The 23,434-nt window shown below is 61.4% G+C and carries 21 protein-coding genes; 19 read left to right on the forward strand and 2 right to left on the reverse strand.

Annotation, left to right across the window (positions count from 1 at the left end; translation table 11 throughout):
• The 3 genes from HU811_RS27430 to HU811_RS12320 all read left to right on the forward strand — a co-directional run.
• Window positions 1–184 (forward strand): hypothetical protein (locus HU811_RS27430; protein ID WP_225248424.1); only part of this gene is annotated, 184 nt, incomplete at its 5' end.
• Window positions 175–1,884, forward strand: a complete 1,710-nt coding sequence (gene recJ, locus HU811_RS12315) for a single-stranded-DNA-specific exonuclease RecJ (RefSeq protein WP_047227512.1) — start codon at window positions 175–177, stop codon at window positions 1,882–1,884. The genes HU811_RS27430 and recJ, both read left to right, overlap by 10 nt.
• Before the next feature lie 318 nt (window positions 1,885–2,202).
• Window positions 2,203–3,309, forward strand: coding sequence for an NADH:flavin oxidoreductase/NADH oxidase (locus HU811_RS12320; RefSeq protein WP_092402684.1), 1,107 nt, complete (start codon window positions 2,203–2,205; stop codon window positions 3,307–3,309).
• A 201-nt stretch (window positions 3,310–3,510) separates the two neighbouring features.
• Here the strand turns inward: HU811_RS12320 and HU811_RS12325 are convergent, their stop codons facing one another.
• Window positions 3,511–5,136 (reverse strand): glucan biosynthesis protein D, encoded by a 1,626-nt coding sequence (locus tag HU811_RS12325; RefSeq protein ID WP_186656097.1) that lies wholly within the window; start codon window positions 5,134–5,136, stop codon window positions 3,511–3,513.
• A 365-nt stretch (window positions 5,137–5,501) separates the two neighbouring features.
• On the opposite strand from HU811_RS12325, the gene HU811_RS12330 reads away from it, so the two are divergent.
• The 3 genes from HU811_RS12330 to HU811_RS12340 all read left to right on the forward strand — a co-directional run bounded on the left by HU811_RS12330 (window position 5,502) and on the right by HU811_RS12340 (window position 6,417).
• Window positions 5,502–5,687 carry a hypothetical protein gene (locus HU811_RS12330; RefSeq protein ID WP_092401333.1) on the forward strand — a complete coding sequence of 62 codons (186 nt, stop codon included), beginning with the start codon at window positions 5,502–5,504 and terminating at the stop codon, window positions 5,685–5,687.
• Window positions 5,688–5,782: 95 nt separating this feature from the next.
• Window positions 5,783–6,016 (forward strand): AbrB/MazE/SpoVT family DNA-binding domain-containing protein, encoded by a 234-nt coding sequence (locus HU811_RS12335; RefSeq protein ID WP_225248425.1) that lies wholly within the window; start codon window positions 5,783–5,785, stop codon window positions 6,014–6,016.
• Window positions 6,016–6,417: a type II toxin-antitoxin system VapC family toxin gene (locus HU811_RS12340; RefSeq protein ID WP_092401327.1), complete on the forward strand. Its 402-nt coding sequence runs from the start codon at window positions 6,016–6,018 to the stop codon at window positions 6,415–6,417. The genes HU811_RS12335 and HU811_RS12340 overlap by 1 nt, the downstream gene beginning before the upstream one ends.
• Before the next feature lie 56 nt (window positions 6,418–6,473).
• Here HU811_RS12340 and HU811_RS12345 read toward each other — a convergent pair whose 3' ends face one another.
• Window positions 6,474–7,898, reverse strand: a complete 1,425-nt coding sequence (locus HU811_RS12345) for a gamma-aminobutyraldehyde dehydrogenase (RefSeq protein ID WP_092401324.1) — start codon at window positions 7,896–7,898, stop codon at window positions 6,474–6,476.
• Between the two features lie 195 nt (window positions 7,899–8,093).
• Between HU811_RS12345 and HU811_RS12350 the strand changes: the two genes are divergently transcribed.
• From HU811_RS12350 to HU811_RS12410, 13 genes are all read left to right on the forward strand, one after another.
• Window positions 8,094–8,807 (forward strand): tellurite resistance TerB family protein, encoded by a 714-nt coding sequence (locus HU811_RS12350; protein ID WP_092401321.1) that lies wholly within the window; start codon window positions 8,094–8,096, stop codon window positions 8,805–8,807.
• 259 nt (window positions 8,808–9,066) lie between these two features.
• Complete coding sequence (locus HU811_RS12355; RefSeq protein ID WP_186656098.1) at window positions 9,067–10,689, forward strand: methyl-accepting chemotaxis protein; 1,623 nt, start codon at window positions 9,067–9,069, stop codon at window positions 10,687–10,689.
• A complete protein-coding gene (locus HU811_RS12360; RefSeq protein ID WP_186656099.1) occupies window positions 10,689–11,225 on the forward strand; it encodes a chemotaxis protein CheW in 537 nt (178 codons plus the stop codon). Before HU811_RS12355 ends, HU811_RS12360 begins: the two co-directional genes overlap by 1 nt.
• Window positions 11,222–12,499, forward strand: a complete 1,278-nt coding sequence (locus HU811_RS12365) for a CheR family methyltransferase (protein ID WP_186656102.1) — start codon at window positions 11,222–11,224, stop codon at window positions 12,497–12,499. The genes HU811_RS12360 and HU811_RS12365 overlap by 4 nt, the downstream gene beginning before the upstream one ends.
• On the forward strand, window positions 12,496–13,167 hold the full coding sequence (locus HU811_RS12370; protein ID WP_092454105.1) for a chemotaxis protein CheW: 672 nt from the start codon (window positions 12,496–12,498) through the stop codon (window positions 13,165–13,167). Before HU811_RS12365 ends, HU811_RS12370 begins: the two co-directional genes overlap by 4 nt.
• The gene (locus tag HU811_RS12375; protein WP_186656105.1) at window positions 13,164–15,425 is read left to right on the forward strand and encodes a hybrid sensor histidine kinase/response regulator; all 2,262 of its coding nucleotides are present in this window, start codon (window positions 13,164–13,166) and stop codon (window positions 15,423–15,425) included. Before HU811_RS12370 ends, HU811_RS12375 begins: the two co-directional genes overlap by 4 nt.
• On the forward strand, window positions 15,422–16,432 hold the full coding sequence (locus HU811_RS12380; protein WP_092401304.1) for a chemotaxis response regulator protein-glutamate methylesterase: 1,011 nt from the start codon (window positions 15,422–15,424) through the stop codon (window positions 16,430–16,432). Before HU811_RS12375 ends, HU811_RS12380 begins: the two co-directional genes overlap by 4 nt.
• A 45-nt stretch (window positions 16,433–16,477) precedes the next feature.
• The gene (locus HU811_RS12385) at window positions 16,478–17,479 is read left to right on the forward strand and encodes a diguanylate cyclase domain-containing protein (protein ID WP_186656118.1); all 1,002 of its coding nucleotides are present in this window, start codon (window positions 16,478–16,480) and stop codon (window positions 17,477–17,479) included.
• A gap of 278 nt (window positions 17,480–17,757) precedes the next feature.
• Window positions 17,758–18,853, forward strand: a protein-coding gene (gene prfB, locus HU811_RS12390) for a peptide chain release factor 2 (RefSeq protein WP_107321555.1) whose coding sequence is annotated in 2 segments (ribosomal slippage) — window positions 17,758–17,829 and window positions 17,831–18,853 — 1,095 coding nt in all. Because the reading frame shifts where the segments join, the coding sequence is not laid out codon by codon here.
• 109 nt (window positions 18,854–18,962) lie between these two features.
• Window positions 18,963–20,465 carry a lysine--tRNA ligase gene (gene lysS, locus HU811_RS12395; RefSeq protein WP_092454111.1) on the forward strand — a complete coding sequence of 501 codons (1,503 nt, stop codon included), beginning with the start codon at window positions 18,963–18,965 and terminating at the stop codon, window positions 20,463–20,465.
• Between the two features lie 102 nt (window positions 20,466–20,567).
• On the forward strand, window positions 20,568–21,284 hold the full coding sequence (locus HU811_RS12400; protein WP_092401296.1) for a TetR/AcrR family transcriptional regulator: 717 nt from the start codon (window positions 20,568–20,570) through the stop codon (window positions 21,282–21,284).
• A gap of 170 nt (window positions 21,285–21,454) precedes the next feature.
• Window positions 21,455–22,009 (forward strand): hypothetical protein, encoded by a 555-nt coding sequence (locus HU811_RS12405; protein ID WP_186656121.1) that lies wholly within the window; start codon window positions 21,455–21,457, stop codon window positions 22,007–22,009.
• Between the two features lie 39 nt (window positions 22,010–22,048).
• Entirely contained in the window at window positions 22,049–23,326 is a 1,278-nt protein-coding gene (locus HU811_RS12410) for a flavohemoglobin expression-modulating QEGLA motif protein (protein WP_047227529.1), read from the forward strand.
• The last annotated feature ends 108 nt before the right edge of the window (window positions 23,327–23,434 follow it).

Consider the following 23,434-nt stretch of genomic DNA (forward strand, 5'->3'; position numbering starts at 1 on the left):
TGTAGGAGCTGCCGAGCGAAGCGAGGCTGCGATCTTTCCCCTGGCGCTTGAGTCTCAAGCCAAAGATCAAGAGATCACAGCCTTCGGCAGTTCCTACAGGGCCCAACGCAAGCAAGCGCCCTCGCCACAAGTAATCAAAATTCCACAGTTTTATAGAGAAATATCCGTCACCCCATGCGCATAGAACCCCGCCAGTTACCCGATACCCTGCCATTCCTCGGTGACCTGCCGCCCCTGTTGACGCGCCTGTATGCGGCCCGTGGCGTGCAGTCCGAGGCTGAACTGGACAAGAGCCTGGCGCGCTTGATTCCTTATCAGCAACTCAAGGGCATCGACGCGGCGGTGGATCTGCTGGTGGTGGCGCTGGAGCAACGCCAGCGCATCCTGATCGTCGGCGACTTTGATGCCGACGGCGCGACGGCCAGCACCGTGGGCATGTTGGGGCTGCGTTTGCTCGGCGCGGCCCATGTCGATTATCTGGTGCCCAATCGCTTCGAGTACGGCTACGGACTGACCCCGGAAATTGTCGAGGTTGCCCTGACCCGTGAGCCGCAGTTGCTGATCACTGTGGACAACGGCATTTCCAGCGTCGAAGGTGTGGCAGCGGCGAAAGCGGCGGGGCTCAAGGTGCTGGTTACCGACCACCATTTGCCGGGCCTGGAACTGCCGGCGGCCGACGCCATCGTCAACCCGAACCAGCCAGGCTGTGAGTTCCCGAGCAAGGCATTGGCCGGTGTCGGTGTGATCTTTTATGTGCTGATGGCTTTGCGGGCGCGTCTGCGCAGCCTGGGCCGATACGCCAGCAGCCCCCAGCCAAACATCGGCGAACTGCTGGATCTGGTGGCACTGGGCAGCGTGGCGGATGTGGTGCCCCTCGACGCCAACAACCGGATCCTGGTGCATCAGGGTCTGGAACGCATTCGTGCCGGGCGTGCCCGCCCCGGTATCAAGGCCATACTGGAAGTGGCCAGGCGCGATCATTCTCGTATCACCTCCACCGACCTCGGCTTTATCCTCGGCCCGCGCCTGAACGCAGCCGGGCGTCTGGACGACATGAGCCTGGGCATCGAATGCCTGCTCACTGACGATCCGGCTTTAGCGCGAGAGATGGCGGCGCAACTGGACGGCATGAACCAGGATCGCAAATCCATCGAGCAGGGCATGCAGCGTGAAGCCCTGGCCCAGCTCAAGGATTTGCCGGTGGAGTCCATGCCGTTCGGTTTATGCCTGTTCGATCCTCAGTGGCACCAGGGCGTTATCGGGATCCTCGCCTCGCGGATGAAGGAGCGGTATTTCCGCCCGACCATTGCTTTTGCCGATGCCGGAGACGGCCTGCTCAAGGGCTCGGGGCGCTCGGTGCCGGGTTTCCATATTCGCGATGCCCTGAGTGTGGTGGCCGCGCAACATCCGACGCTGATCAGCAAGTATGGCGGCCACGCCATGGCGGCGGGACTGACGTTGGCGCAAGAGAATTTTCCATTGTTCGCCGAGGCATTCGACGCTGAAGTGCGCCGACAATTACGTGAAGAAGACCTGACCGGGCGCCTGTTGTCGGACGGCACCCTGGCGGTGGAAGAGTTTCACCTGGAGCTGGCTCGGGCGCTGCGTCACGCCGGGCCCTGGGGTCAGCATTTCCCGGAGCCGATGTTTCACGGGGTGTTCCAGTTGGTCGAACAGCGCGTGGTGGGCGAACGGCACCTCAAGGTCGTCCTCAAGAGCGAATGCGGCTCGGTGAAGCTCGATGGTATCGCCTTCGGCATCGATCGCGATATCTGGCCAAACCCCACGGTGCGCTGGGTGGAGTTGGCCTACAAACTCGATCTCAACGAGTTTCGCGGCCAGGAAACGGTGCAGTTGATGATTGCCCATATCGAACCGCGGTAGGCTCCAATACTCATCTGCTGGGTGGCGACTCCTTGTGTGGGAGCAAGGCTTGCCCGCGATGAAGGCGATGCGGCTTTTCAAAGAACGAGGTGCCTGTCTCGCGAGCAAGCTTTGCTCCCACACGAGAATCAGGGGCGGTTTTTAATTCTGAACCCACCCTGATCCCGGGTTGTCGACTAGGCTCTAAGCACTGCTTGATAGCCCTTGTGACGTCTTGTCGGATTTCTTTGCCCGCGGGGGGGGGGGTTGCACCTTTTGTCACTCGTCGACTTTTCAAACAGAACCCTGGAGCCTGCCCACTGATTCGAGAGGTGCCCCATGAGTCTGCTGCTGGAACCCTATACCCTTCGCCAATTGACCCTGCCCAATCGCATCGCCGTATCGCCGATGTGCCAGTATTCGAGCGCCGATGGCCTGGCCAATGACTGGCATCTGGTACACCTCGGCAGCCGCGCCGTGGGTGGCGCCGGCCTAGTGTTCACCGAAGCCACTGCCGTCACTGCTGACGGCCGCATCACCGATCAGGACCTGGGGTTGTGGAACGATGAACAGATCGCCCCCCTGCAACGCATCACCCGCTTCATCACCGCCCAAGGGGCCGTGCCGGGCATACAGCTGGCCCACGCCGGACGCAAGGCCAGCACCTGGCGACCCTGGCTCGGCAAGCATGGCAGCGTAAAACCGGAGGAGGGTGGTTGGGTTCCGGTCGGCCCGTCGCCGATTGCCTTCGATCCGCAGCACACCCAGCCGGTCCAACTGGACGAGGGGCAGATTGCCGGTGTCATCCAGGCGTTCGTGGAGGCGGCCAAACGTAGCCTGACGGCCGGCTTCAAAGTTGTGGAAGTCCACGCCGCCCACGGCTATCTGCTGCATCAATTCCTGTCTCCCTTGAGCAATCAGCGGCGCGATCAATACGGCGGCTCGTTCGAGAATCGCATCCGGTTGGTGCTGCAAGTGACCGAAGCGGTCCGGGCGGTATGGCCTGAGGAATTGCCGGTGTTTGTGCGCGTATCGGCCACCGACTGGGTCGAAGATGGCTGGAACCCGGATGAAACCGTGGAGCTGGCGCGACGATTCCGGGCACTGGGGGTGGACTTGATTGATGTGTCCTCGGGCGGCACCGCCGCGAATGCAGAAATTCCCACCGGTCCCGGGTATCAGACGCGTTTTGCCGAACGGGTGCGCAAGGAGTCGGAAATCGCCACCGGCACTGTCGGTATGATTACCGAACCAGCCCAGGCCGAGCACATCTTGCGGACCTGCCAGGCCGACATCATTTTCCTGGCCCGCGAATTGTTGCGCGACCCGTACTGGGCGCTGCATGCCGATGATGACCTGGGGGGACGCAAGGCCACGTGGCCGGCGCAGTACCAACGGGCCACGCATCGGGAACAGCCGATTCATGAGTCGGATTTGCGCGATTAAGGGTTAGCTTGAAACAAAAAACCCCGGTTTTTAGGCCGGGGCTTTTGTTTATTGGGCTGGATGGTCCGGCGTCTGTACTTGCCTCATCGCGAGCAGGCTCGCTCCCACAGTGGATTGGTGTTGTTCACAGAACTTGTGATCCACACCCTACCCTGTGGGAGCGAGCCTGCTCGCGATGGCGTCATCCCTGACGCTGAAGGCTTAAGGGTATTTACGCTTATCCGGCGCCGGCGGGAAGTACTGGTACAGCCAGGTCTCGCTCAAGGTCCGGTCCTTGGTGCGCAGGAACAGGCGCATCTCCACCGGGTCCACGCGGTCGTCGGTCGGGTACCAGTCGAAGGTGATGCGGTAACCCTTGATCGCGTCCAGCACCAGCACGTTGAAGTCCTTCACCTCGCCGTGGGAGCAGGTCACGACCGGTTCGATACCGGTGCCGGGGGGAAGCTGGTCGAGACCGCCGCCGTTGAAGTCCACGGCAAAGCGTCGCGCCCAGACGGTGGGGTAGTGCTCGCCCGGTGCCCAGCCTTCGATGAAACCGCCCATGCCTGAACGGGTCGCGTTGACCTGGGCCAGCTCGGTGCTCACCGGTGGCAAGGCGCTCCAGTAGAGCTTGTAGCCGTAGTTCAACGACTCGCCGGCAGCGACCGGCTTTTTCGGCGTCCAGAATGCGACGATGTTGTCCAGGGTTTCACCGGTGGTAGGAATCTCCAGCAGATCCACCGAGCCTTCGCCCCAGGCCGTTGTCGGTTCGACCCACAGGCTTGGGCGCTTGCTGTACCAGTCCACGGTGTCCTGGTAGCTGGCGAAGTCGTGGTCGGTCTGCACCAGGCCGAAGCCTTTGGGGTTGTTGTCGGCGAAGGCGTTGAACTGCAGGGTGGCGGGGTTGTTCAGCGGGCGACAGACCCATTCGCCATTGCCGCGCCACATCGCCAGGCGGTCGGAATCGTGAATTTGCGGGTGGATGGTGTCGCACATGCGCCGCTCAACGGTGCCGCAGCTGAACATGCTGGTCATCGGTGCGATGCCCAGTTGCTCGATGGCGGTACGCGCATTGATGTGCGCATCGATCTCCATCACGACACGGGTGGGCTGGCAATCGATGTCAAAGCGATAGGCACCGGTGGCGCTGGGGGAGTCGAGCAGGGCGTAGACCACGAAACGGGTGCTGTTCTTGTCCGGGATTTCGAACCAGAACTTGGTGAAGTCCGGAAACTCCTCACGCTTCTTGGCGTACGTGTCGATGGCCAGGCCCCGGGCCGACAACCCGTACTGGCCGGTGTTGTCCACGGCGCGGAAATAACTGGCTCCCAGAAACGAAACGATATCGTGCCGGTCCAGCTCCGGCGCCTTGAACACCCTGAAGCCTGAGAAGCCCAGGTCACCGGTCAACTGCGAAGTGTTGACCGTGGTTTTCTCATAGTTGAACAACTCCGGGCGGAAGTGCACTTCACGGGCCATGCGGGTCTTGGCGTCGACACTGTACATGCGCACCGGTTGCTTGAAGCCCATGCCGACGTGGAAAAACTGCACGTCCAGCTGACCGTCCAGCTCATTCCATAGCGAGTGGTTGGCGTCATAGCGGATGGCGTTGAATTGCAACGGGGACATCATCGCCAGTGTCGGCGGCAAGACTTGCTTGGTGTCGACGTAACGGCTCTTGGCCAGTTCCCGGGCCTGTTCTTTCAAACCATTGAAATCGAAAGGACGTGCCTCGCCGTCGGCGGTCCGGTCAGCAGCCCAGGCGCGTGCGGCCATGAGTCCTGAGGCCGAAAGCCCGGTGTAGGCAGCGAAAGCCATGGAGGCCTTGAGCAGATTCCTGCGGTGCATAAATACAACCTTTCTGGAGACAATCCCGAGCCTTTCCTGGCAACAGAGACTGGTAAAGAAGTTCGGACATGCCTTTGGCCAAACGCGACAGACGTTAGAACAGATGCCTGAGAGCTGGATCGGTTCACCGAGGCGCAAAATCATAGGGGATACGCAGGTCGGGCGAGAGAAGAAAGCGTGATTTGGTTAAATTTCCTTACAGATATTTCCTTTTTTATCGGCTAACTCTGCTTTTTTTGACTAATTACTCTAAAACTCTCTTTCCACGGCGTGAATCATCCCTATCCTTTAGCGTGATAGACGTTGAACCGCGGATTCAGCAGGCGTTATCAGGTCAATTCGACGTACCAGAAGGACATGGCTCAATGACAAAAATACAGGGCATCACCCAATTGCTGGGGATCCTTCCATGCTTGACGAACGCGCGCAGGACACGGCCGCTCAGCATGGACGAATTAAGGCTGGTGGAACGCTATCGGGAGCTGTCGGAAAACGACCGGATCGCCATGCGTTGCCTGATGGATGCAATGCGCAGTGTTTCGAGGTTTTGAATAGTTGCGGATCAGCGGCGGTTGCACCCCCAGGCATGAAGTATTACTTTTCAGGCAAAGGTAATACTTCAAAGGAGAACATTGTGTCGACAACGATGACGAGCAAGGGGCAGGTCACCATTCCTAAGCCAATTCGCGATGCGCTGCATTTGATTCCGGGTTGTGCAATCGAGTTTAGTGTCAACGCGCAGGGTGAGGTGGTGCTCCATGCCGGTAAACCCCAAGCAGCGAAGAAAACAGTCCATGATCGTTTCGAGGCTGCCCGTGGTAAGGCGGATATCAAATGGCGCACGGATGAGCTGATGGCGCTCTTGCGTGGTGAAGATTAATGATACTGGTCGACACCAACGTTTTGATTGATGTCCTGGAAAACGATCCCGTTTGGGCTGATTGGTCTATCCAGCAACTGCGGGCCCAATCGCAAGCCCATGACCTTGTCATCAACCCGATTATCTATGCCGAACTGTCTCAGACTTTTTCCACCTTTGAAGCGTTGGATGAGGTTGTTGCTGAGCTCGGGCTGCTGATGCAGGAAGTACCTCGACCGGCATTGTTCCTCGCAGGGAAGGCTTTTGTGCGTTACCGAAAGGTAGGGGGCGGAAAAAATAACGTGCTGGCCGATTTTTTTATCGGCGCCCATGCTGCTGTGAATGGCCTGCCCTTGCTCACCCGCGATGCCAAACGTTACCGAAGCTATTTTCCTTCAGTGGCGTTGCTAGTGCCGTCATGACACTTGAACCGCCACGACCAGACTCTGCCGTCCGGCCATGGTAGTCGTTCTTTGGCTCAATGCTTGAACATCACATGCCGCACCACCGTGTAGTCCTCCAGCCCATACATCGACATGTCCTTGCCATAACCAGAACGTTTCTGACCGCCATGGGGCATTTCGCTGACAAGCATGAAGTGGGTATTGACCCAGGTGCAGCCATATTGCAGGCGTGCCGCGAGGCGATGGGCGCGGCCGATGTCGGCGGTCCAGACTGAAGACGCCAGGCCGTAGTCCGAGTCGTTGGCCCAGGCCAGCACCTGCGCTTCGTCGATGAACGGCGTGACGGACACCACCGGCCCGAAAACCTCGCGGCGCACGATTTCGTCGTCCTGCTGGGCGTCGGCCAACACCGTTGGTTCAAAGAAGAATCCGTTGCCGTCCACGGCCTTGCCACCGGTAATCAGGCGAATATGCGATTGGGCGATGGCCCGTTCGACAAAGCCGGCCACGCGGTCGCGGTGCTGGGCAGTGATCAGCGGACCCATCTCGGTGTCCGGGGCGGTTTGCAGGCCGTACTTGATGCTGGCCACCGCCGCGCCGAGTTTCTCGACGAACCGGTCATAGATGCCTTGTTGGGCGTAAATGCGGCAGGCAGCGGTGCAATCCTGGCCGGCATTGTAGAAGCCGAAGGTGCGGATGCCTTCCACGGCCGCGTCAATGTCGGCATCGTCGAAAATGATCACCGGGGCCTTGCCGCCCAGTTCCATGTGAGTGCGTTTGACGCTGTCGGCCGTGCTGGAAATGATGTTCGCGCCCGTGGCGATGGAGCCGGTCAGTGACACCATGCGCACTTTTGCGTGAGTGACCAACGGTTGGCCGACGGTCTGCCCACGCCCGAACACCACGTTCAGTACGCCAGCGGGGAAAATATCCGAAGCCAGTTCCGCCAGGCGCAACGCTGTCAGCGGGGTCTGCTCCGAGGGTTTGAGCACCACGGTATTACCGGCGGCCAGGGCCGGGGCGATTTTCCAGGCGACCATCATCAGCGGGTAATTCCACGGCGCGATGGAGGCGATCACGCCCACCGGGTCGCGGCGGGTCATCGACGTGTGCCCCGGCAGGTATTCGCCACCCGCCGAGCCGCTCATGCACCGGCTGGCGCCGGCAAAGAAACGGAACACGTCGGCAATGGCCGGAATCTCGTCGTTGAGCACGGCGTTCAAGGGCTTGCCGCAGTTGTCCGATTCCAGCTTCGCCAGTTCTTCACCGTGGGCTTCGATGGCATCGGCCAGCCTGAGCAGCAGCACAGACCTATCCTTGGGCGGAACCTGAGACCAGTTTTCGAAGGCATTGTCGGCCGCGCGCACGGCGGCATCGACCTGGGCTTCACTGGCTTCGTTGATTTCCACCAGCACCCGCCCCAGCGCGGGGTTGAACACGGCCTGGCCGGGCCCGTCGCCGTTCACCAGTTGGCCATTGATCAGCAGTTTGGTTTGCATGTCCAATCCCTCGTCAAAGCTGTTTTGCGGCGGTTTTTCAGTTGATTCGAGTCTATATCGTTTTATCGGGTTCGCCGCAGCCACATGAAAATCGGCAAGCAACATCTCGAAGCACTCTCACCGACAGGCGCGGGCACTTTCGAACTAGGCTGATTGCCTTAATGATCCGGTTACCCGAATGCGTGGAGGCAGCAAATGAACACCCGTGGATTGCTCGATCAGCTTCTCAAGTCCGGTCAGGAAATGTTGCAGAACAAGGCTGGCGGTGCCCAAGGCAAGTCATCCGGCGGCCTGGGCGGTTTGCTCGGCGGTGGTGCTGGCAATTTGGGCGGGATGCTCTCCGGCGCGGGTGGCGGGGCGCTGGCCGCCGGCGCCATGGGCCTGTTGCTGGGCAACAAGAAGGCTCGCCAGTTTGGCGGCAAGGCCCTGACCTACGGTGGTCTGGCGGCATTGGGCGTGATTGCCTACAAGGCCTATGGCAATTGGCAAGCCCAGCAGGGCAGTGCGCCGAAAACTGAACCGCAGACACTGGATCGTCTCCCCCCGGCCCAGGTCGAGCAGCACAGCCAGGCAATCCTCACGGCCCTGGTGGCCGCGGCCAAGGCCGATGGCCACGTCGACGAGCGTGAAAAGCAGTTGATCGAAGGCGAATTCACCAAGCTCGACAACGATCAGGAACTGCAACACTGGCTGCACGCCGAGCTAAACAAACCCCTGGACCCCACCGACGTCGCCCGGGCCGCCAGCACGCCGGAAATGGCCGCCGAGATGTACATCGCCAGCGTGATGCTGGTGGATGAGGAAAACTTCATGGAGAAATCCTACCTCGATGAACTGGCGCGCCAGCTCAAACTGGAGCCGGGCTTGAAGACCGAGCTGGAGAAGCAGGTACGTCAGGCGTCTCTTTGAGTCAGGCCTGACCCCAGGGGAACCATCCTCCCTTGTGGGAGCGAGCCTGCTCGCGATAGCGGTATGTCAGTCGACACTATTATTGACTGATGCACCGCAATCGCGAGCAGGCTCGCTCCCACCTAGCTTTTGCATCGACTGCCGTATCGATTGAGCTGTTTGAACAATTGGGCGAATCGCCAAACTCTTCCCGCGCCATACAGACGCCACACCGCCCTCGGCTATACTCCCCAGCATTTCAAATGCCTGAGGTTTCTCTGTGAAGAACTGGACGTTGCGCCAACGCATCCTGGCGAGTTTTGCGGTGATCATCGCCATCATGCTACTGATGGTGGTCGTCACGTATTCGCGGTTGTTGAAGATCGAGGCCAGTGAAGAAAAAGTGCGCGTCTACGCGGTGCCGGGGGTGTATTACAGTTCCATGATTCGCGGTGGCTGGGTCGACAGCTACGTCAAGACCCAGCAGATCGTCGGCCTCTCGGGGCAGAGGGAAATCACTGCCGAGGACAAGGCGCTCTACCAGGGTTACGAGCAGCATCTGCGCGAGGAAATCCAGCACTATCAAAAGCTGATCCAGGACCCTGCCGACCAAGTCTCCTTCGACGAATTCGAGGTCAATCATCAGGACTTCAACAAGGCCCTGGCGAAGGTTCTGGACCTGTATGAACGCAAGGATTATGACGGGGCACAGCTGGCGCTGGAGAAGGAGCTGACCCCGGCATGGCTCGACGGTCGCGGGCATTTGAACCAGATCATCGAACGCAACCGGGAGCTGGCGGAAAAAGCTGCCCTGACCATCAGTCAGTCGGTGAGCGCCGCTGAGGTTGCCATGGGGTTGTCGTTTCTCGTGGCGGTGCTCATTGCCATGCTCTGCGGCCTGTTGTTGATGCGTGCGATCATGGCGCCGATGAATCGCATTGTGGAAATCCTCGGCGTCATGCGCAGCGGCGACCTGAGCGGACGCCTGAACCTGGCGCGCAAAGACGAGTTCGGGGCCGTGGAAACCGGCTTCAACGACATGATGGCCGAGCTGACCTCGCTGGTCTCCCAGGCCCAGCGTTCTTCGGTGCAGGTCACCACCTCGGTGACCGAGATCGCTGCCACTTCCCGCGAGCAACAGGCCACCGCCACGGAAACCGCCGCTACCACGACGGAGATCGGCGCGACCTCTCGAGAAATCGCCGCCACGTCCCGGGATCTGGTGCGCACCATGACCGAAGTTTCCAGTGCTGCCGATCAGGCCTCGGTGGCGGCCGGTTCCGGCCAGCAAGGCCTGGCGCGCATGGAAGAAACCATGCACTCGGTGATGGGCGCCGCGGATCTGGTGAATGCCAAGTTGGCGATCCTCAACGAGAAGGCCGGCAACATCAACCAGGTGGTGGTGACCATCGTCAAGGTGGCCGACCAGACCAACCTGTTGTCCCTCAATGCCGCCATCGAGGCCGAGAAGGCGGGTGAGTACGGTCGGGGTTTTGCCGTGGTCGCCACTGAGGTGCGGCGCCTGGCGGATCAGACGGCCGTGGCAACCTACGACATCGAGCAGATGGTGCGCGAAATCCAGTCCGCCGTATCCGCTGGCGTGATGGGCATGGACAAGTTCTCCGAAGAAGTGCGCCGTGGCATGGCCGAGGTGCAGCAGATCGGCGAGCAACTGTCGCAGATCATCCATCAGGTGCAGGCGCTGGCGCCGCGGGTGTTGATGGTCAACGAAGGCATGCAAGCCCAGGCCACCGGCGCTGAGCAGATCAACCACGCCCTGGTGCAACTGGGCGATGCCAGCAGTCAGACGGTGGAGTCGCTGCGCCAGGCCAGTTCCGCCATCGATGAACTGAGCCAGGTGGCCGTGGGGCTGCGCAGCGGCGTCTCGCGTTTCAAAGTCTGATGAGCGAGTTCGAGGCCAGACGTGGCGCCGTGCCGGCGGCCCGTCAGTCGTTGTTCCTGGTGTTTTGCATCGGCAACGAACGCTACGCCCTGCAAGCCATCGATGTGGTGGAAGTGCTGCCGCGCCTGCCCCTCAAGCCGATTGCCCGGGCACCGTCCTGGGTGGCGGGCGTGTTTGCCTGGCGCGGCGCGGTGGTGCCCGTGATCGATCTGTGCAGGCTGACCTTCGGTCAGAGCGCCCAGGCGCGTACCAGTACGCGGCTGGTGCTGGTGCATTACCGCCCCGACGCGCAGCAGGCGGGGCAGGTTCTGGGGCTGATTCTGGAACAAGCCACCGACACCCTGCGTTGCGATCCGGCGGATTTCCGACCCTATGGCTTGGATAATCCACAGGCGCCGTATCTGGGTCCGGTGCGCGAAGACGCGCAAGGCCTGTTGCAATGGGTGCGGGTCAATGACCTGCTCGACGAGTCGGTCCGTGCCGTGCTGTTTCCCACGCCGCCCTTGAGCTTCGATGATCTCGAGGGTCGGCCATGAGCAACGACCAGCGGTTTTTCGATTTTCTCAAGGAGCGCATCGGCCTGGATGTCACCTCCGTCGGCACCGCCATCATTGAGCGGGCCGTGCGCCAGCGCATCATTGCCGTGCCTGGGCGAGCCGCAGAGGAGTACTGGCAGTGCCTGCAACATTCGGCCCAGGAGCAACAGGCGCTGATCGAAGCGGTGATTGTCCCGGAGACTTGGTTCTTCCGTTATCCCGAGTCCTTCGCCACCCTCGCCAGGCTGGCCATCAAGCGCTTGGCCGAGATCAAGCACCTGCGCGCGCTGCGCATTCTCAGCTTGCCGTGCTCCACCGGCGAAGAGCCTTACTCCATCGCCATGGCCTTGCTCGACGCGGGCCTGGGGCCGCATCAGTTCAAGGTGGACGCGCTGGACGTCAGTCCGCTGTCGATAGAGCGTGCCAGGCAAGCGCGTTATGGCAGAAACTCTTTCCGTGGCGCCGGCCTTGGTTTTCGCGAGCGACATTTCAACGCCGAGGCAGAGGGTTATCGCCTCAGCGAGCGGGTGAGTGAACAGGTACGTCTGCAAGTGGGCAACCTGCTGGATCCGACCTTGCTGGTGAATGAGGCCCCTTACGACTTTGTGTTCTGCCGCAACCTGCTGATCTATTTCGACCAGCCAACCCAGCAGCAGGTGTTCGAGGTGCTCAAGCGCCTGACCCATCAGGACGGCGTGCTGTTTATTGGTCCCGCCGAGGGCAGTTTGCTGGGGCGGTTGGGCATGCGTTCGATCGGGATTGCCCAGTCTTTCGCTTTCAGTCGCCAAGGCGCCCCGGAGCCACAACCGCTCCCCGCGTTGATGTCGACTCCGCTGCCGGCCCCGCTGCCGCTTGGTCAGGTCGCGTCTCGCGTCATCCCTCCAGTGGTCCGGCCCCGGCCGTTCGCAGCAAGGGTAACCCCGATCACTGAGCCGAAAAACAGCGACGCCGCTACCTTGCTGGCCAATATCGCCGCGCTGGCCAATGCTGGCAAAAGCGCCGAAGCCCGTGCTGCCTGCCAGCAATACTTGAGCAGTCATGCGCCGGCGGCCCAAGTGTTCTACTGGCTGGGACTGCTCAGTGACATGGCCGGTAGCGCACTGGAGGCCCAGGGTTTTTATCGCAAGGCGCTCTATCTTGAACCGCAACACGCCGAGGCCCTGGTGCATCTGGCGGCGCTGCTGGCTTCCCAGGGAGACGCGGCCGGTGCCCGTCGATTGCAGGACCGCGCCGCTCGTAGCGGGCGCATGGCTGACAGTGAGCGTAAACAATGAGTGGTTCGGCTAATGACAAACTGACCCATGACGATGCCCAGGCCATCGACGACTGCTGGAATCGCATCGGGGTGCATGGCGATAAATCCTGTCCATTGCTGGCCGAGCATATTCACTGCCGCAACTGCTCGGTGTATTCGGCGGCGGCCACCCGCTTGCTCGACCGCTACACTTTGCAGCGCGACGACCGGGATCTGACCCTCGCGCCGCTGGACAGCGATATCGTCACCCGATCGCTGTTGATGTTCCGACTGGGCGAAGAGTGGCTGGGCCTGACCACCCGCAGTCTGGTGGAAGTGGCGCCGTTGCAGCCGATTCATTCGCTGCCCCACCAGCGTTCGCGGGCCTTGTTGGGCGTGGCGAATGTGCGCGGGGCCCTGGTGGCCTGCCTCTCGCTGGTGGACCTTTTGGACCTGGAGCCCGGCGGGGCGGTGGTTGCCGGTGCACGGGTCATGCCGCGCATGTTGATCGTCGCGGCCCAGGGCGGTCCGGTGGTGGTGCCGGTGGACGAGGTGGACGGCATTCACGCCATCGATGAACGCGTCCTGAGTGCAGCCTCGCAATCGGCGGCCAAGTACACCCGTGGCGTATTGAAGTTCAAGGGCCGCAGCCTGCGCTGGCTGGACGAAGAACAGTTGTTGTCCGCCATGACCCGGAGCCTGTCATGACCCCTGATCAAATGCGTGACGCCTCGTTGCTGGAGTTGTTCAGCCTGGAAGCCGAAGCCCAGACTCAGGTGCTCAGCGCCGGCCTGCTGGCCCTGGAACGCGACCCGACCCAGGCCGATTATCTTGAGTCGTGCATGCGCGCGGCCCATTCCCTCAAGGGCGCGGCGCGAATCGTTGGGGTGAACGCCGGGGTCAGCGTGGCGCACGTCATGGAGGATTGCCTGGTCAGCGCCCAGGAGCGCCGCCTGGTCCTGCGCGCCGAGCATATCGATGCCTTGCTGCAAGGCACCGACCTGTTGACGCGAATTGCCACGCCTGGCAACAGCATCGCGGCCCAGGACGTCGATGCGTATGTGGCGTTGATGGGGCAACTGCTCGATCCCGCCGCTGCGCAGACGCCTGTCGTGCCACCGCGAATCGAGATGCAAGCCGAGGCCTTACGCGTTGAGCCGGCCGAGGCAGAACCGCTGGTGTCAACGGAAGCGGTCCCCAAGGGGAAACGGGTCACCGAAGGGGGCGAGCGGGTGTTGCGGGTCACCGCCGAGCGCCTCAATAGCCTGTTGGACCTGTCCAGTAAATCCTTGGTGGAAACCCAGCGCCTCAAGCCCTGGCTAGCGACGATGCAACGGCTCAAACGCCAGCAGAGCAACGGCTTGCGGGCCTTGGAAGAGCTGAATGTGCACCTCAAGGAACACGCGTTGAGCTTGCAGGCCGAGGAAGCGCTCAACGACGCCCGCCGTTTGCTGGCCGAAACCCAGCAACTGTTGGCGCAGAAAACCGCAGAGATGGATGAGTTCGCCTGGCAGGCCGGTCAGCGAGCACAGGTGTTGTACGACACGGCGCTGGCCTGTCGCATGCGACCGTTTGCCGATGTGTTATCCGGCCAGGCCCGCATGGTCCGAGACCTGGGCCGCAGCCTGGGCAAGCAGGTGCGCCTGGAGATTGAGGGCGATAAAACCCAGGTCGACCGCGACGTGCTGGAAAGGCTCGAAGCACCGCTGACCCATCTGCTGCGCAACGCCGTGGACCATGGCATCGAATCCCCGGAGCAACGGGTGCTCGCCGGCAAGCCCGCCGAAGGTTTGATCCGCTTGCGCGCGTCCCATCAGGCGGGCCTGCTGGTGCTGGAACTGGCGGACGACGGCGCCGGTGTGGACCTGGAGCGGGTGCGGCGCAGCGTCGTCGAACGAGGGCTTTCCCCTGAGCAGACCGCCGCCAACTTGAGCGAAGAGGAACTGCTGACGTTCCTGTTCCTGCCCGGCTTCAGCCTGCGCGACACCGTCACTGAAGTGTCCGGGCGCGGCGTCGGCCTGGACGCCGTCCAGCATATGGTCCGGCAACTGCGCGGCGCGGTGGTGCTGGAGCAGACGGCGGGTGAGGGCAGCCGCTTCCATCTTGAGGTGCCGCTGACACTCTCGGTGGTGCGCAGTCTGGTGGTGGAAGTCGGCGGTGAAGCCTACGCCTTTCCCCTGGCTCACATCGAGCGCATGTGCGACCTCGCTCCTGAGGACATTGTGCAGGTCGAAGGGCGCCAGCACTTCTGGCACGAAGGGCGGCATGTCGGACTGGTCGCGGCCAGTCAGTTGCTCAATCGCCCGGCATCACAGAACAACAACCAGGCGCTCAAGGTCGTGGTGATCCGTGAGCGCGAGGCAATCTACGGCGTGGCGGTCGAACGCTTCATTGGCGAGCGCACGCTGGTGGTCCTGCCCCTGGACGAACGCCTGGGCAAGATCCAGGACATCTCCGCCGGGGCCTTGCTGGACGATGGTTCGGTGGTGCTGATCGTCGATGTCGAAGACCTGCTGCGCTCGGTGGACAAGTTGCTCGACACCGGGCGCCTGGAACGCATCGCCCGCCAGAACCAGACGCAGACACCGCGTAAGCGGATCCTGGTGGTGGACGACTCCCTGACCGTGCGCGAGCTGCAACGCAAGCTGTTGCTCAATCGCGGCTATGACGTGGCGGTGGCCGTGGACGGCATGGACGGCTGGAACGCGCTGCGAGCGGAGGATTTCGACCTGCTGATCACCGACATCGACATGCCGCGCATGGACGGCATCGAGTTGGTGTCGCTGTTGCGGCGCGATAACCGTCTGCAGTCGCTGCCGGTGATGGTGGTGTCCTACAAGGATCGTGAAGAAGATCGTCGCCGTGGCCTGGACGCCGGCGCTGACTATTATCTAGCCAAGGCCAGTTTCCATGACGACGCCCTGCTCGATGCCGTCGTCGAATTGATCGGAGGAGCACGCGCTTGAAGATCGCCATCGTCAATGACATGCCCCTGGCGGTCGAAGCCCTACGCCGTGCCCTGGCCTTCGAGCCGGCGCACCAGTTGGTCTGGGTGGCCGCCAACGGTGCCGAGGCGGTCCAGCGTTGCGCCGAATACACCCCGGACCTGATTCTGATGGACCTGCTCATGCCCATCATGGATGGCGTGGAGGCGACCCGGCGAATCATGGCCGAAACCCCGTGCGCCATTGTGATTGTCACCGGTGACAGCCAGCAGAACGTTCACCGGGTGTTCGAAGCCATGGGGTATGGCGCGCTGGATGTGGTTGATACCCCCACCTTGGGGGTCGGCAACCCCGCGGACGCGGCGGCACCGCTGTTGCGCAAGATCACCAACATCGGCTGGCTGATCGGTGAGCGCAATCACCGTGAACGCGCGGCACCGGCTGCGCAGCGTGTTTCGTTGTCACGCAACAGCCTGGTTGCCATCGGATCGTCGGCGGGTGGGCCGGCGGCGCTGGAGATCCTGCTCAAGGGCCTGCCACGGCATTTCGCCCCGGCCATTGTGCTGGTCCAGCATGTGGACGAGGTGTTTGCCGCAGGCATGGCGCAATGGCTCAGTAGTGCGTCAGGCCACAAGGTCCGCCTGGCCCGGCACGGCGAGCCGCCGCAAAGCGGTACGGTGCTGCTGGCCGGCACCAACCACCATTTGCGCCTGTTGAAAAACGGCACCCTGGCCTACACCGCCGAGCCGGTCAACGAGATCTACCGACCCTCCATCGACGTGTTTTTCGAGAGCGTCGCCCACTTCTGGAATGGTGACGCGGTGGGCGTGTTGCTCACTGGCATGGGCCGCGACGGCGCCCAAGGGCTTAAACTCATGCGCCAGCAGGGCTATCTGACCATCGCCCAGGACCAGCAGAGCAGCGCGGTGTACGGCATGCCCAAAGCGGCTGCGGCCATCGACGCGGCTGCGCAGATTCTTGCGCTGGACCAGATAGCGCCACGGTTGGCGGAGATTTTTACCCCATGAAGAACCCCGGCAACCTTGTCCACAGCCGTATTCAGGTGAGCTCCCATGAATGATTTACAACTCGACGATTTCAAGCGCGATGAGAATGCCGCCATGGTCTTGCTCGTCGACGACCAGGCGATGATCGGCGAGGCGGTGCGGCGCGGGCTGTCAAAGGAAGATAACATCGACTTCCATTTCTGCGCCGACCCACACCAGGCCATCGCCCAGGCGGTGCGCATCAAACCAACGGTGATTCTCCAGGACTTGGTGATGCCCGGTCTTGACGGCCTGAGTCTGGTGCGCGAATACCGTAACCATCCGGCGACCCGGGATATTCCGATCATTGTCCTGTCCACCAAGGAGGACCCGCTGGTCAAAAGCGCGGCGTTCGCCGCCGGGGCCAACGATTACCTGGTCAAGTTGCCGGACAACATCGAACTGGTGGCGCGCATTCGCTATCACTCGCGGTCCTACATGATGCTGCTGCAGCGCGATGCGGCCTATCGCGCCCTGCGGGTCAGCCAGCAGCAATTGCTCGACACCAATCTGGTGCTGCAGCGACTGATGAATTCCGACGGCCTGACCGGGCTGTCCAACCGCCGGCACTTCGATGAATACCTGGAGCTGGAGTGGAGAAGGGCGCTGCGGGACCAGTCCCAGCTATCGCTGTTGATGATCGACGTGGATTACTTCAAGTCCTTCAACGACAATTTCGGCCATTTGGAGGGGGACGAAGCCCTGCGCAAGGTCGCCACGGCGATCCGTGATGCGTGCAGTCGTCCGTCCGACCTGCCGGCCCGTTACGGCGGCGAGGAGTTCGCCCTGGTACTGCCCGGCACCTCGCCTGGCGGTGCCCGATTGATGGCCGAAAAGCTGCGCCAGAGCGTCGTGGCCCTGAACATCCCCCACATCACACCTCATGAGGGGGCGAACCTGACTATCAGCGTTGGCGTCTCGACCTTCACGCCCCAGCAAGGTGGCGATTGCCGCCAGCTGATTTCGGCGGCGGACAAGGGGTTGTACATGGCCAAGCACAATGGGCGTAATCGGGTGGGGATCGAATAATACAGCGGGGCGAGGTGGCATTTGTGGCGAGGGAGCTTGCTCCCGCTGGGGCGCGAAGCGGCCCTGAAATCAGGCAACTCGGTGGATCAGGTTGATTGAGTGGCCTTTGAGAGGGGGCTGCTGCGCAGCCCAGCGGGAGCAAGCTCCCTCGCCACGGGGCTTGTGGTAGACAATCCTTGATTATCATTACCCCTAAAGCCGCCAGGCGGGCTGCCGCTGGCGCTTGATTACGTTATACTCGCCGGCTTTCAAAAGTTCGCCAACGAGTGCTGCCCGCCATGGAAATCAACCCGATCCTGAACACCATCAAGGACCTGTCCGAGCGCTCCGAAACTATTCGGGGGTATCTTTGACTACGATCAAAAGCATGAGCGTCTGACCGAAGTCAATCGCGAGCTTGAAGATCCGAATGTCTGGAACAACCCGTCGTATGCCCAGGAGCTGGGCCGCGAGCGTGCCGCGCTGGCGCAGATCGTCGAGACCCTGGATGAAATGTCCAGCGGCCTGGCCGACTGCCGCGACCTGTTGGACATGGCTGTCGAAGAAAACGATGAAGGCGCCGTCGGTGATGTCGTCGCCGAGCTGACACGCCTCGAGGAGGCGTTGGCCAAGCTGGAATTCCGGCGCATGTTCAGTGGCGAGATGGATGCCAACAACGCCTACCTGGACATCCAGGCCGGTTCCGGCGGCACCGAAGCCCAGGACTGGGCCAACATCCTGCTGCGCATGTACCTGCGCTGGGCCGACAAACGCGGCTTCGACGCGACCATCATGGAACTGTCGGCCGGTGAAGTCGCCGGGATCAAGGGTGCCACCGTGCACATCAAGGGCGAATACGCCTTTGGCTGGCTGCGTACCGAAATCGGCGTGCATCGCCTGGTGCGCAAAAGTCCGTTCGACTCCGGTAACCGTCGCCACACGTCGTTCTCGGCAGTGTTTGTCTCGCCGGAAATCGATGACAACATCGAAATCGACATCAACCCGTCCGACCTGCGCATCGACACCTACCGTTCCTCCGGGGCCGGTGGTCAGCACGTTAACACCACGGATTCGGCCGTACGGATTACCCACGTACCGACCAACACCGTGGTCAGTTGCCAGAACGAACGCTCCCAGCACGCGAACAAGGACACCGCGATGAAAATGCTGCGGGCCCGTTTGTACGAGCAGGAAGTGCAGAAGCGCAACGCGGCGTCCCAGGCCCTGGAAGACACCAAGTCGGACATCGGCTGGGGTCACCAGATCCGTTCGTATGTACTTGACGCCTCGCGGATCAAGGACCTGCGCACCAGCATCGAACGCAGCGACTGCGACAAGGTGCTCGACGGCGATATCGACGAATACCTGATCGCCAGCCTCAAACAAGGGCTGTAACGCGACACCCATGCGGCGGGCAGGCACGCTTCCACCCAGGAGCGAGGCCTGGCCGCAAACTCCGGCCCGGGGCCGGGGGCAACGAACCTGTGATGGAAACCTTAAAGACATGAGCGACCTAGAACTCGACCCGCAAGCCCTGCAACAGGAAGAAAACTCCCTGATCGCCCTGCGCAAGGAAAAGCTTGCTGCCGAGCGCGCCAAGGGCCAGGCCTTCCCCAACGACTTCCGCCGCGACGCGTACTGCGACGTTCTGCAGAAGAAGTACGCGGACAAGACCAAGGAAGAGCTGGCCGAGGCCGCGATTCCCGTCAAGGTTGCCGGTCGTATCATGCTCAACCGTGGTTCGTTCATGGTGATCCAGGACATGACCGGGCGCATCCAGGTCTACGTCAACCGCAAGACCCTGCCGGAAGAAACCCTGGCCGCCGTCAAAACCTGGGACCTGGGCGACATCATTGCCGCTGAAGGCACCCTGGCCCGTTCCGGCAAGGGCGACCTGTACGTCGAAATGACCAGTGTGCGCCTGCTGACCAAGTCCCTGCGCCCACTGCCGGACAAGCACCACGGCCTGACGGACACCGAGCAACGCTATCGCCAGCGCTACGTCGACCTGATCGTCAACGAAGAGGTACGCCAGACCTTCCGCGTGCGCTCGCAGGTCATCGCCCATATCCGCAGCTTCCTGATGAAGCGTGACTTCCTCGAAGTCGAAACACCGATGCTGCAGACCATCCCCGGCGGTGCGGCGGCCAAGCCGTTCGAAACCCACCACAACGCCCTGGACATGGAAATGTTCCTGCGTATCGCGCCGGAGCTGTACCTCAAGCGCCTGGTTGTGGGTGGCTTCGAGAAGGTCTTCGAGATCAACCGCAACTTCCGTAACGAAGGCGTTTCGACCCGGCACAACCCCGAGTTCACCATGCTCGAGTTCTACCAGGCCTACGCCGACTACGAAGACAACATGGACCTGACCGAGGAGCTGTTCCGCGAGTTGGCGCAGTTGGTGCTCGGCACCACCGACGTGCCGTACGGCGACAAGGTGTTCCATTTCGGCGAACCGTTCGTGCGCCTGTCGGTGTTCGACTCGATCCTCAAGTACAACCCGGACATCACCGCGGCCGATCTGCAGGACATCGAAAAGGCCCGTGCCATCGCCAAGAAAGCCGGCGCCAAGGTGCTCGGCTTCGAGGGTCTGGGCAAGCTGCAAGTGATGATTTTCGAAGAGTTGGTCGAGCACAAGCTGGAGCAGCCGCATTTCATCACCCAGTACCCGTTCGAAGTGTCGCCGCTGGCCCGTCGCAACGACGAGAACCCAAGCGTGACCGACCGTTTCGAGCTGTTCATCGGTGGCCGTGAAATCGCCAACGCCTACTCCGAGCTCAATGACGCCGAAGATCAGGCAGAGCGTTTCATGGCCCAGGTGGCCGACAAGGACGCCGGCGACGACGAGGCCATGCACTACGATGCCGACTTCGTTCGCGCCCTTGAGTACGGCATGCCGCCGACGGCCGGCGAAGGCATCGGCATCGATCGCCTGGTGATGTTGCTGACCAACTCTCCGTCGATCCGGGATGTCATTCTTTTCCCGCACATGCGGCCCCAAGCGTAAGTGTTTCAATTAAAAAGCCGCCTCGAACAGGCGGCTTTTTATTGCCTGTCTGGTACAAACGTATCAATTGGTTACTTTTGAAATAGCGAGGAAAGACCTGTCGTGAATCGTGCAATGGCTCCAGAAGGTGCGGCGGGCGTCGCCACTGCTGTCGCTGAAAGTGTTCAGTACCAGGGTCGCAAGGCCAGCCGGCAGGGCAGTGAACAGCGTCGCCAGGAGATTCTCGACGCGGCCATGCGGATTGTGGTGCGCGATGGTGTGCGGGCGGTACGCCACCGCGCCGTGGCCGCCGAAGCGGGTGTGCCGCTGTCGGCCACGACGTATTACTTCAAGGACATCGATGACCTGCTGACCGATACCTTCGCCCAGTACGTGGAGCGCAGCGCGGCGTTCATGGCCAAGCTGTGGACCAACAATGAAGGCCTGCTGCGGGAGATGGTTGCCTACGGAGACGGCAGCGCCGAATCCCGCTCGCAACTGGCGGATGACATCGCCCGGATGACCGCCGACTACGTGCAGCATCAATTGCACAGCCGGCGCGAATACCTGATGGCGGAACAGGCTTTTCGCCAGGAAGCGCTGCTCAACCCGCGCCTGGCGGAGCTGGTGCGCTCCCACCAGCAGATCCTGTTGCACGGCACTTGTCAGTTTTTCCAGGTTTTGGGCTCGCGCGAACCCCAGCAGGATGCCAAAGTGTTGACGGCGATTATCGGACGGATGGAATATCAAGGCTTGCTCAATGGCGCCGAGCCGGTAGCGGCAGAAGAAATGCTCGGCATCCTGACCCGCTACATGCATCTGGTATTGGCGTCGGTGTAACCTTGGTGGAACACGCATTTGTGGCGAGGGGATTTATCCCCGTTGGGGCGTGCAGCGGCCCTACAACCAGACAACTCAGCGTGCCAGGCAAATTGAGTTGACAGCCTTTGGGTCTGCTGCGCAGCCCAGCGGGGATAAATCCCCTCGCCACATTTGCATAGGGAGTTCAAATGAAAGCCTGGCGTGCCGTTGTAATGGCCGTGTCGTTGCTGCTGCTCAGTGGCTGCCTGGTGTCCTTCAAGGCGCCGTTGCCCGACAGCGAAGCCGCGCCCCAAGGCCTGGTCGGCCACTGGACCAGCACCAACGCCTGGGGCGAGCCGCTCAACCTGGAGTTGGCCGAAGTGGGCCCGCGCCGTTATCAAGCCGTCACCTACTTCAGGGCCAGGCCTCTGGAGCGCGAAGCCATCCCGGTGACCGTCTCCCGTCACGGCAGCCGCTGGTATCTGTCGGCCAAGGTGCCGGCCCGCTTTGGAGGGCATTTCGTGATCGCCGGTTTTGAACTGACCGACAAGCAGGAACTGGTGATCTACAACCTGGATATGGATCAGATCAACCAGGCCATCGGCCAGAAGATTCTCAGCGGCCAGCCGAACCAGAGCGAAGAAGGTGACGGCGTGCTGGTGGACAGCGACATGAACACGGTTTTCTGTTACCTCGACGACCCGGCCAACTCCGATGTGTTCTCGGAGGCCGTGCGCTACCAGCGGTTGGTCAAATCCCAATAATTGTTGCAACAAGCGGACGTTTTTTCACAGGAGTTCCGGGTGGACGATTACCAGCAGACGATACGCACCTTGTCCGATCGCATTGTGCTGGCGCAAACGCCGATTCGCATTCTCGACGCAGTAAAGTGGGACGAAAGCATCCGCAAGGGTTTCCTCAAGGCCAAGGGCAAGGAAATGCCCGCTGTGGACCGCGACTATTACCTCAACCGGCCCCTGTCCTTCGATTCCAGCAAAGTGAAGCTGGAATTCCAGAACATCGAACGCGACATCACCCGTCAACTCGGGCAGTTCAACCCGGTCGGCCAGATCATGCGTCGCATGTGCAAGGAATACCGCATGGTGGTGCGCATGCTCGAAGCGCGCGGCACCGAGGATTTCGGCCTGATCTCCCAGGAGCTGTACGGCGCCGCCTCCGATGCGTTCCATGCCGGCGACCCGACCCTGGCTGACCTGGGGCTGATGCTCTCCGATTACCTGAACAACATTGACGGCCGTGGCGACCTGAAGGATGAGCCGAAGATTCTGACCGCCCAGGACGCTGTCAGCCTGCTGCAGCATCGTCTCAACCGGGTCTTTGGCGAAGCCGAGGAAACCATCCGGGTGTTCGAGTCGGACGGGATCGTGGCCGATGCGGCGGCTGGTGCCGATTACATCAAGATTCGCACCGATGCGATGTTCAACGATCGTGACGTCCGGGCCCTGGAAGTCCATGAGGGCCTGGTGCACGTCGGCACCACCCTCAACGGCCTGAATCAGCCGATCTGCACCTTCCTGTCCAAGGGGCCGCCCTCGTCGACGGTGACCCAGGAAGGCCTGGCGATCCTGATGGAGATCATCACCTTCGCCTCTTACCCAAGTCGCCTGCGCAAGCTGACCAATCGCACCCGGGCCATTCACATGGTGGAGGAGGGGGCGGACTTTCTGCAGATATACGAGTTCTTCCGTGAGCAGGGCTTTGAGATGGGCGAAAGCTACGGCAACGCCAGCCGGGTTTTCCGGGGTTCGGTGCCGACCGGTCTGCCATTCACCAAAGACTTGTCCTACCTCAAGGGCTTCATCATGGTTTACAACTACATTCAGCTGGCCGTACGCAAAGGCAAGCTGGAACAGGTGCCGCTGTTGTTCTGCGGCAAAACCACCCTGGAAGACATGCGCACGATGCGCCAACTCGTGGACGAAGGCCTGGTCGTGCCACCCAAATACCTGCCGGAACAGTTCCGCGACATGAACGCGCTGTCGGCTTGGATGTGTTTCTCCAACTTCCTGAACCACCTGAGCCTGGACCGGATCGAAGCGGATTATTCCAATATCCTCTGAATACAATGTGGTTAAAAATGTGGGAGCGAGCCTGCTCGCGATTGCGATGTTCCAGTCAACATTGATGTTGACCGTTCTACCGTAATCGCGAGCAGGCTCGCTCCCACA

It is taken from the genome of Pseudomonas tehranensis (assembly GCF_014268615.1).
Taxonomy (GTDB): Bacteria; Pseudomonadota; Gammaproteobacteria; order Pseudomonadales; family Pseudomonadaceae; genus Aquipseudomonas; species Aquipseudomonas tehranensis.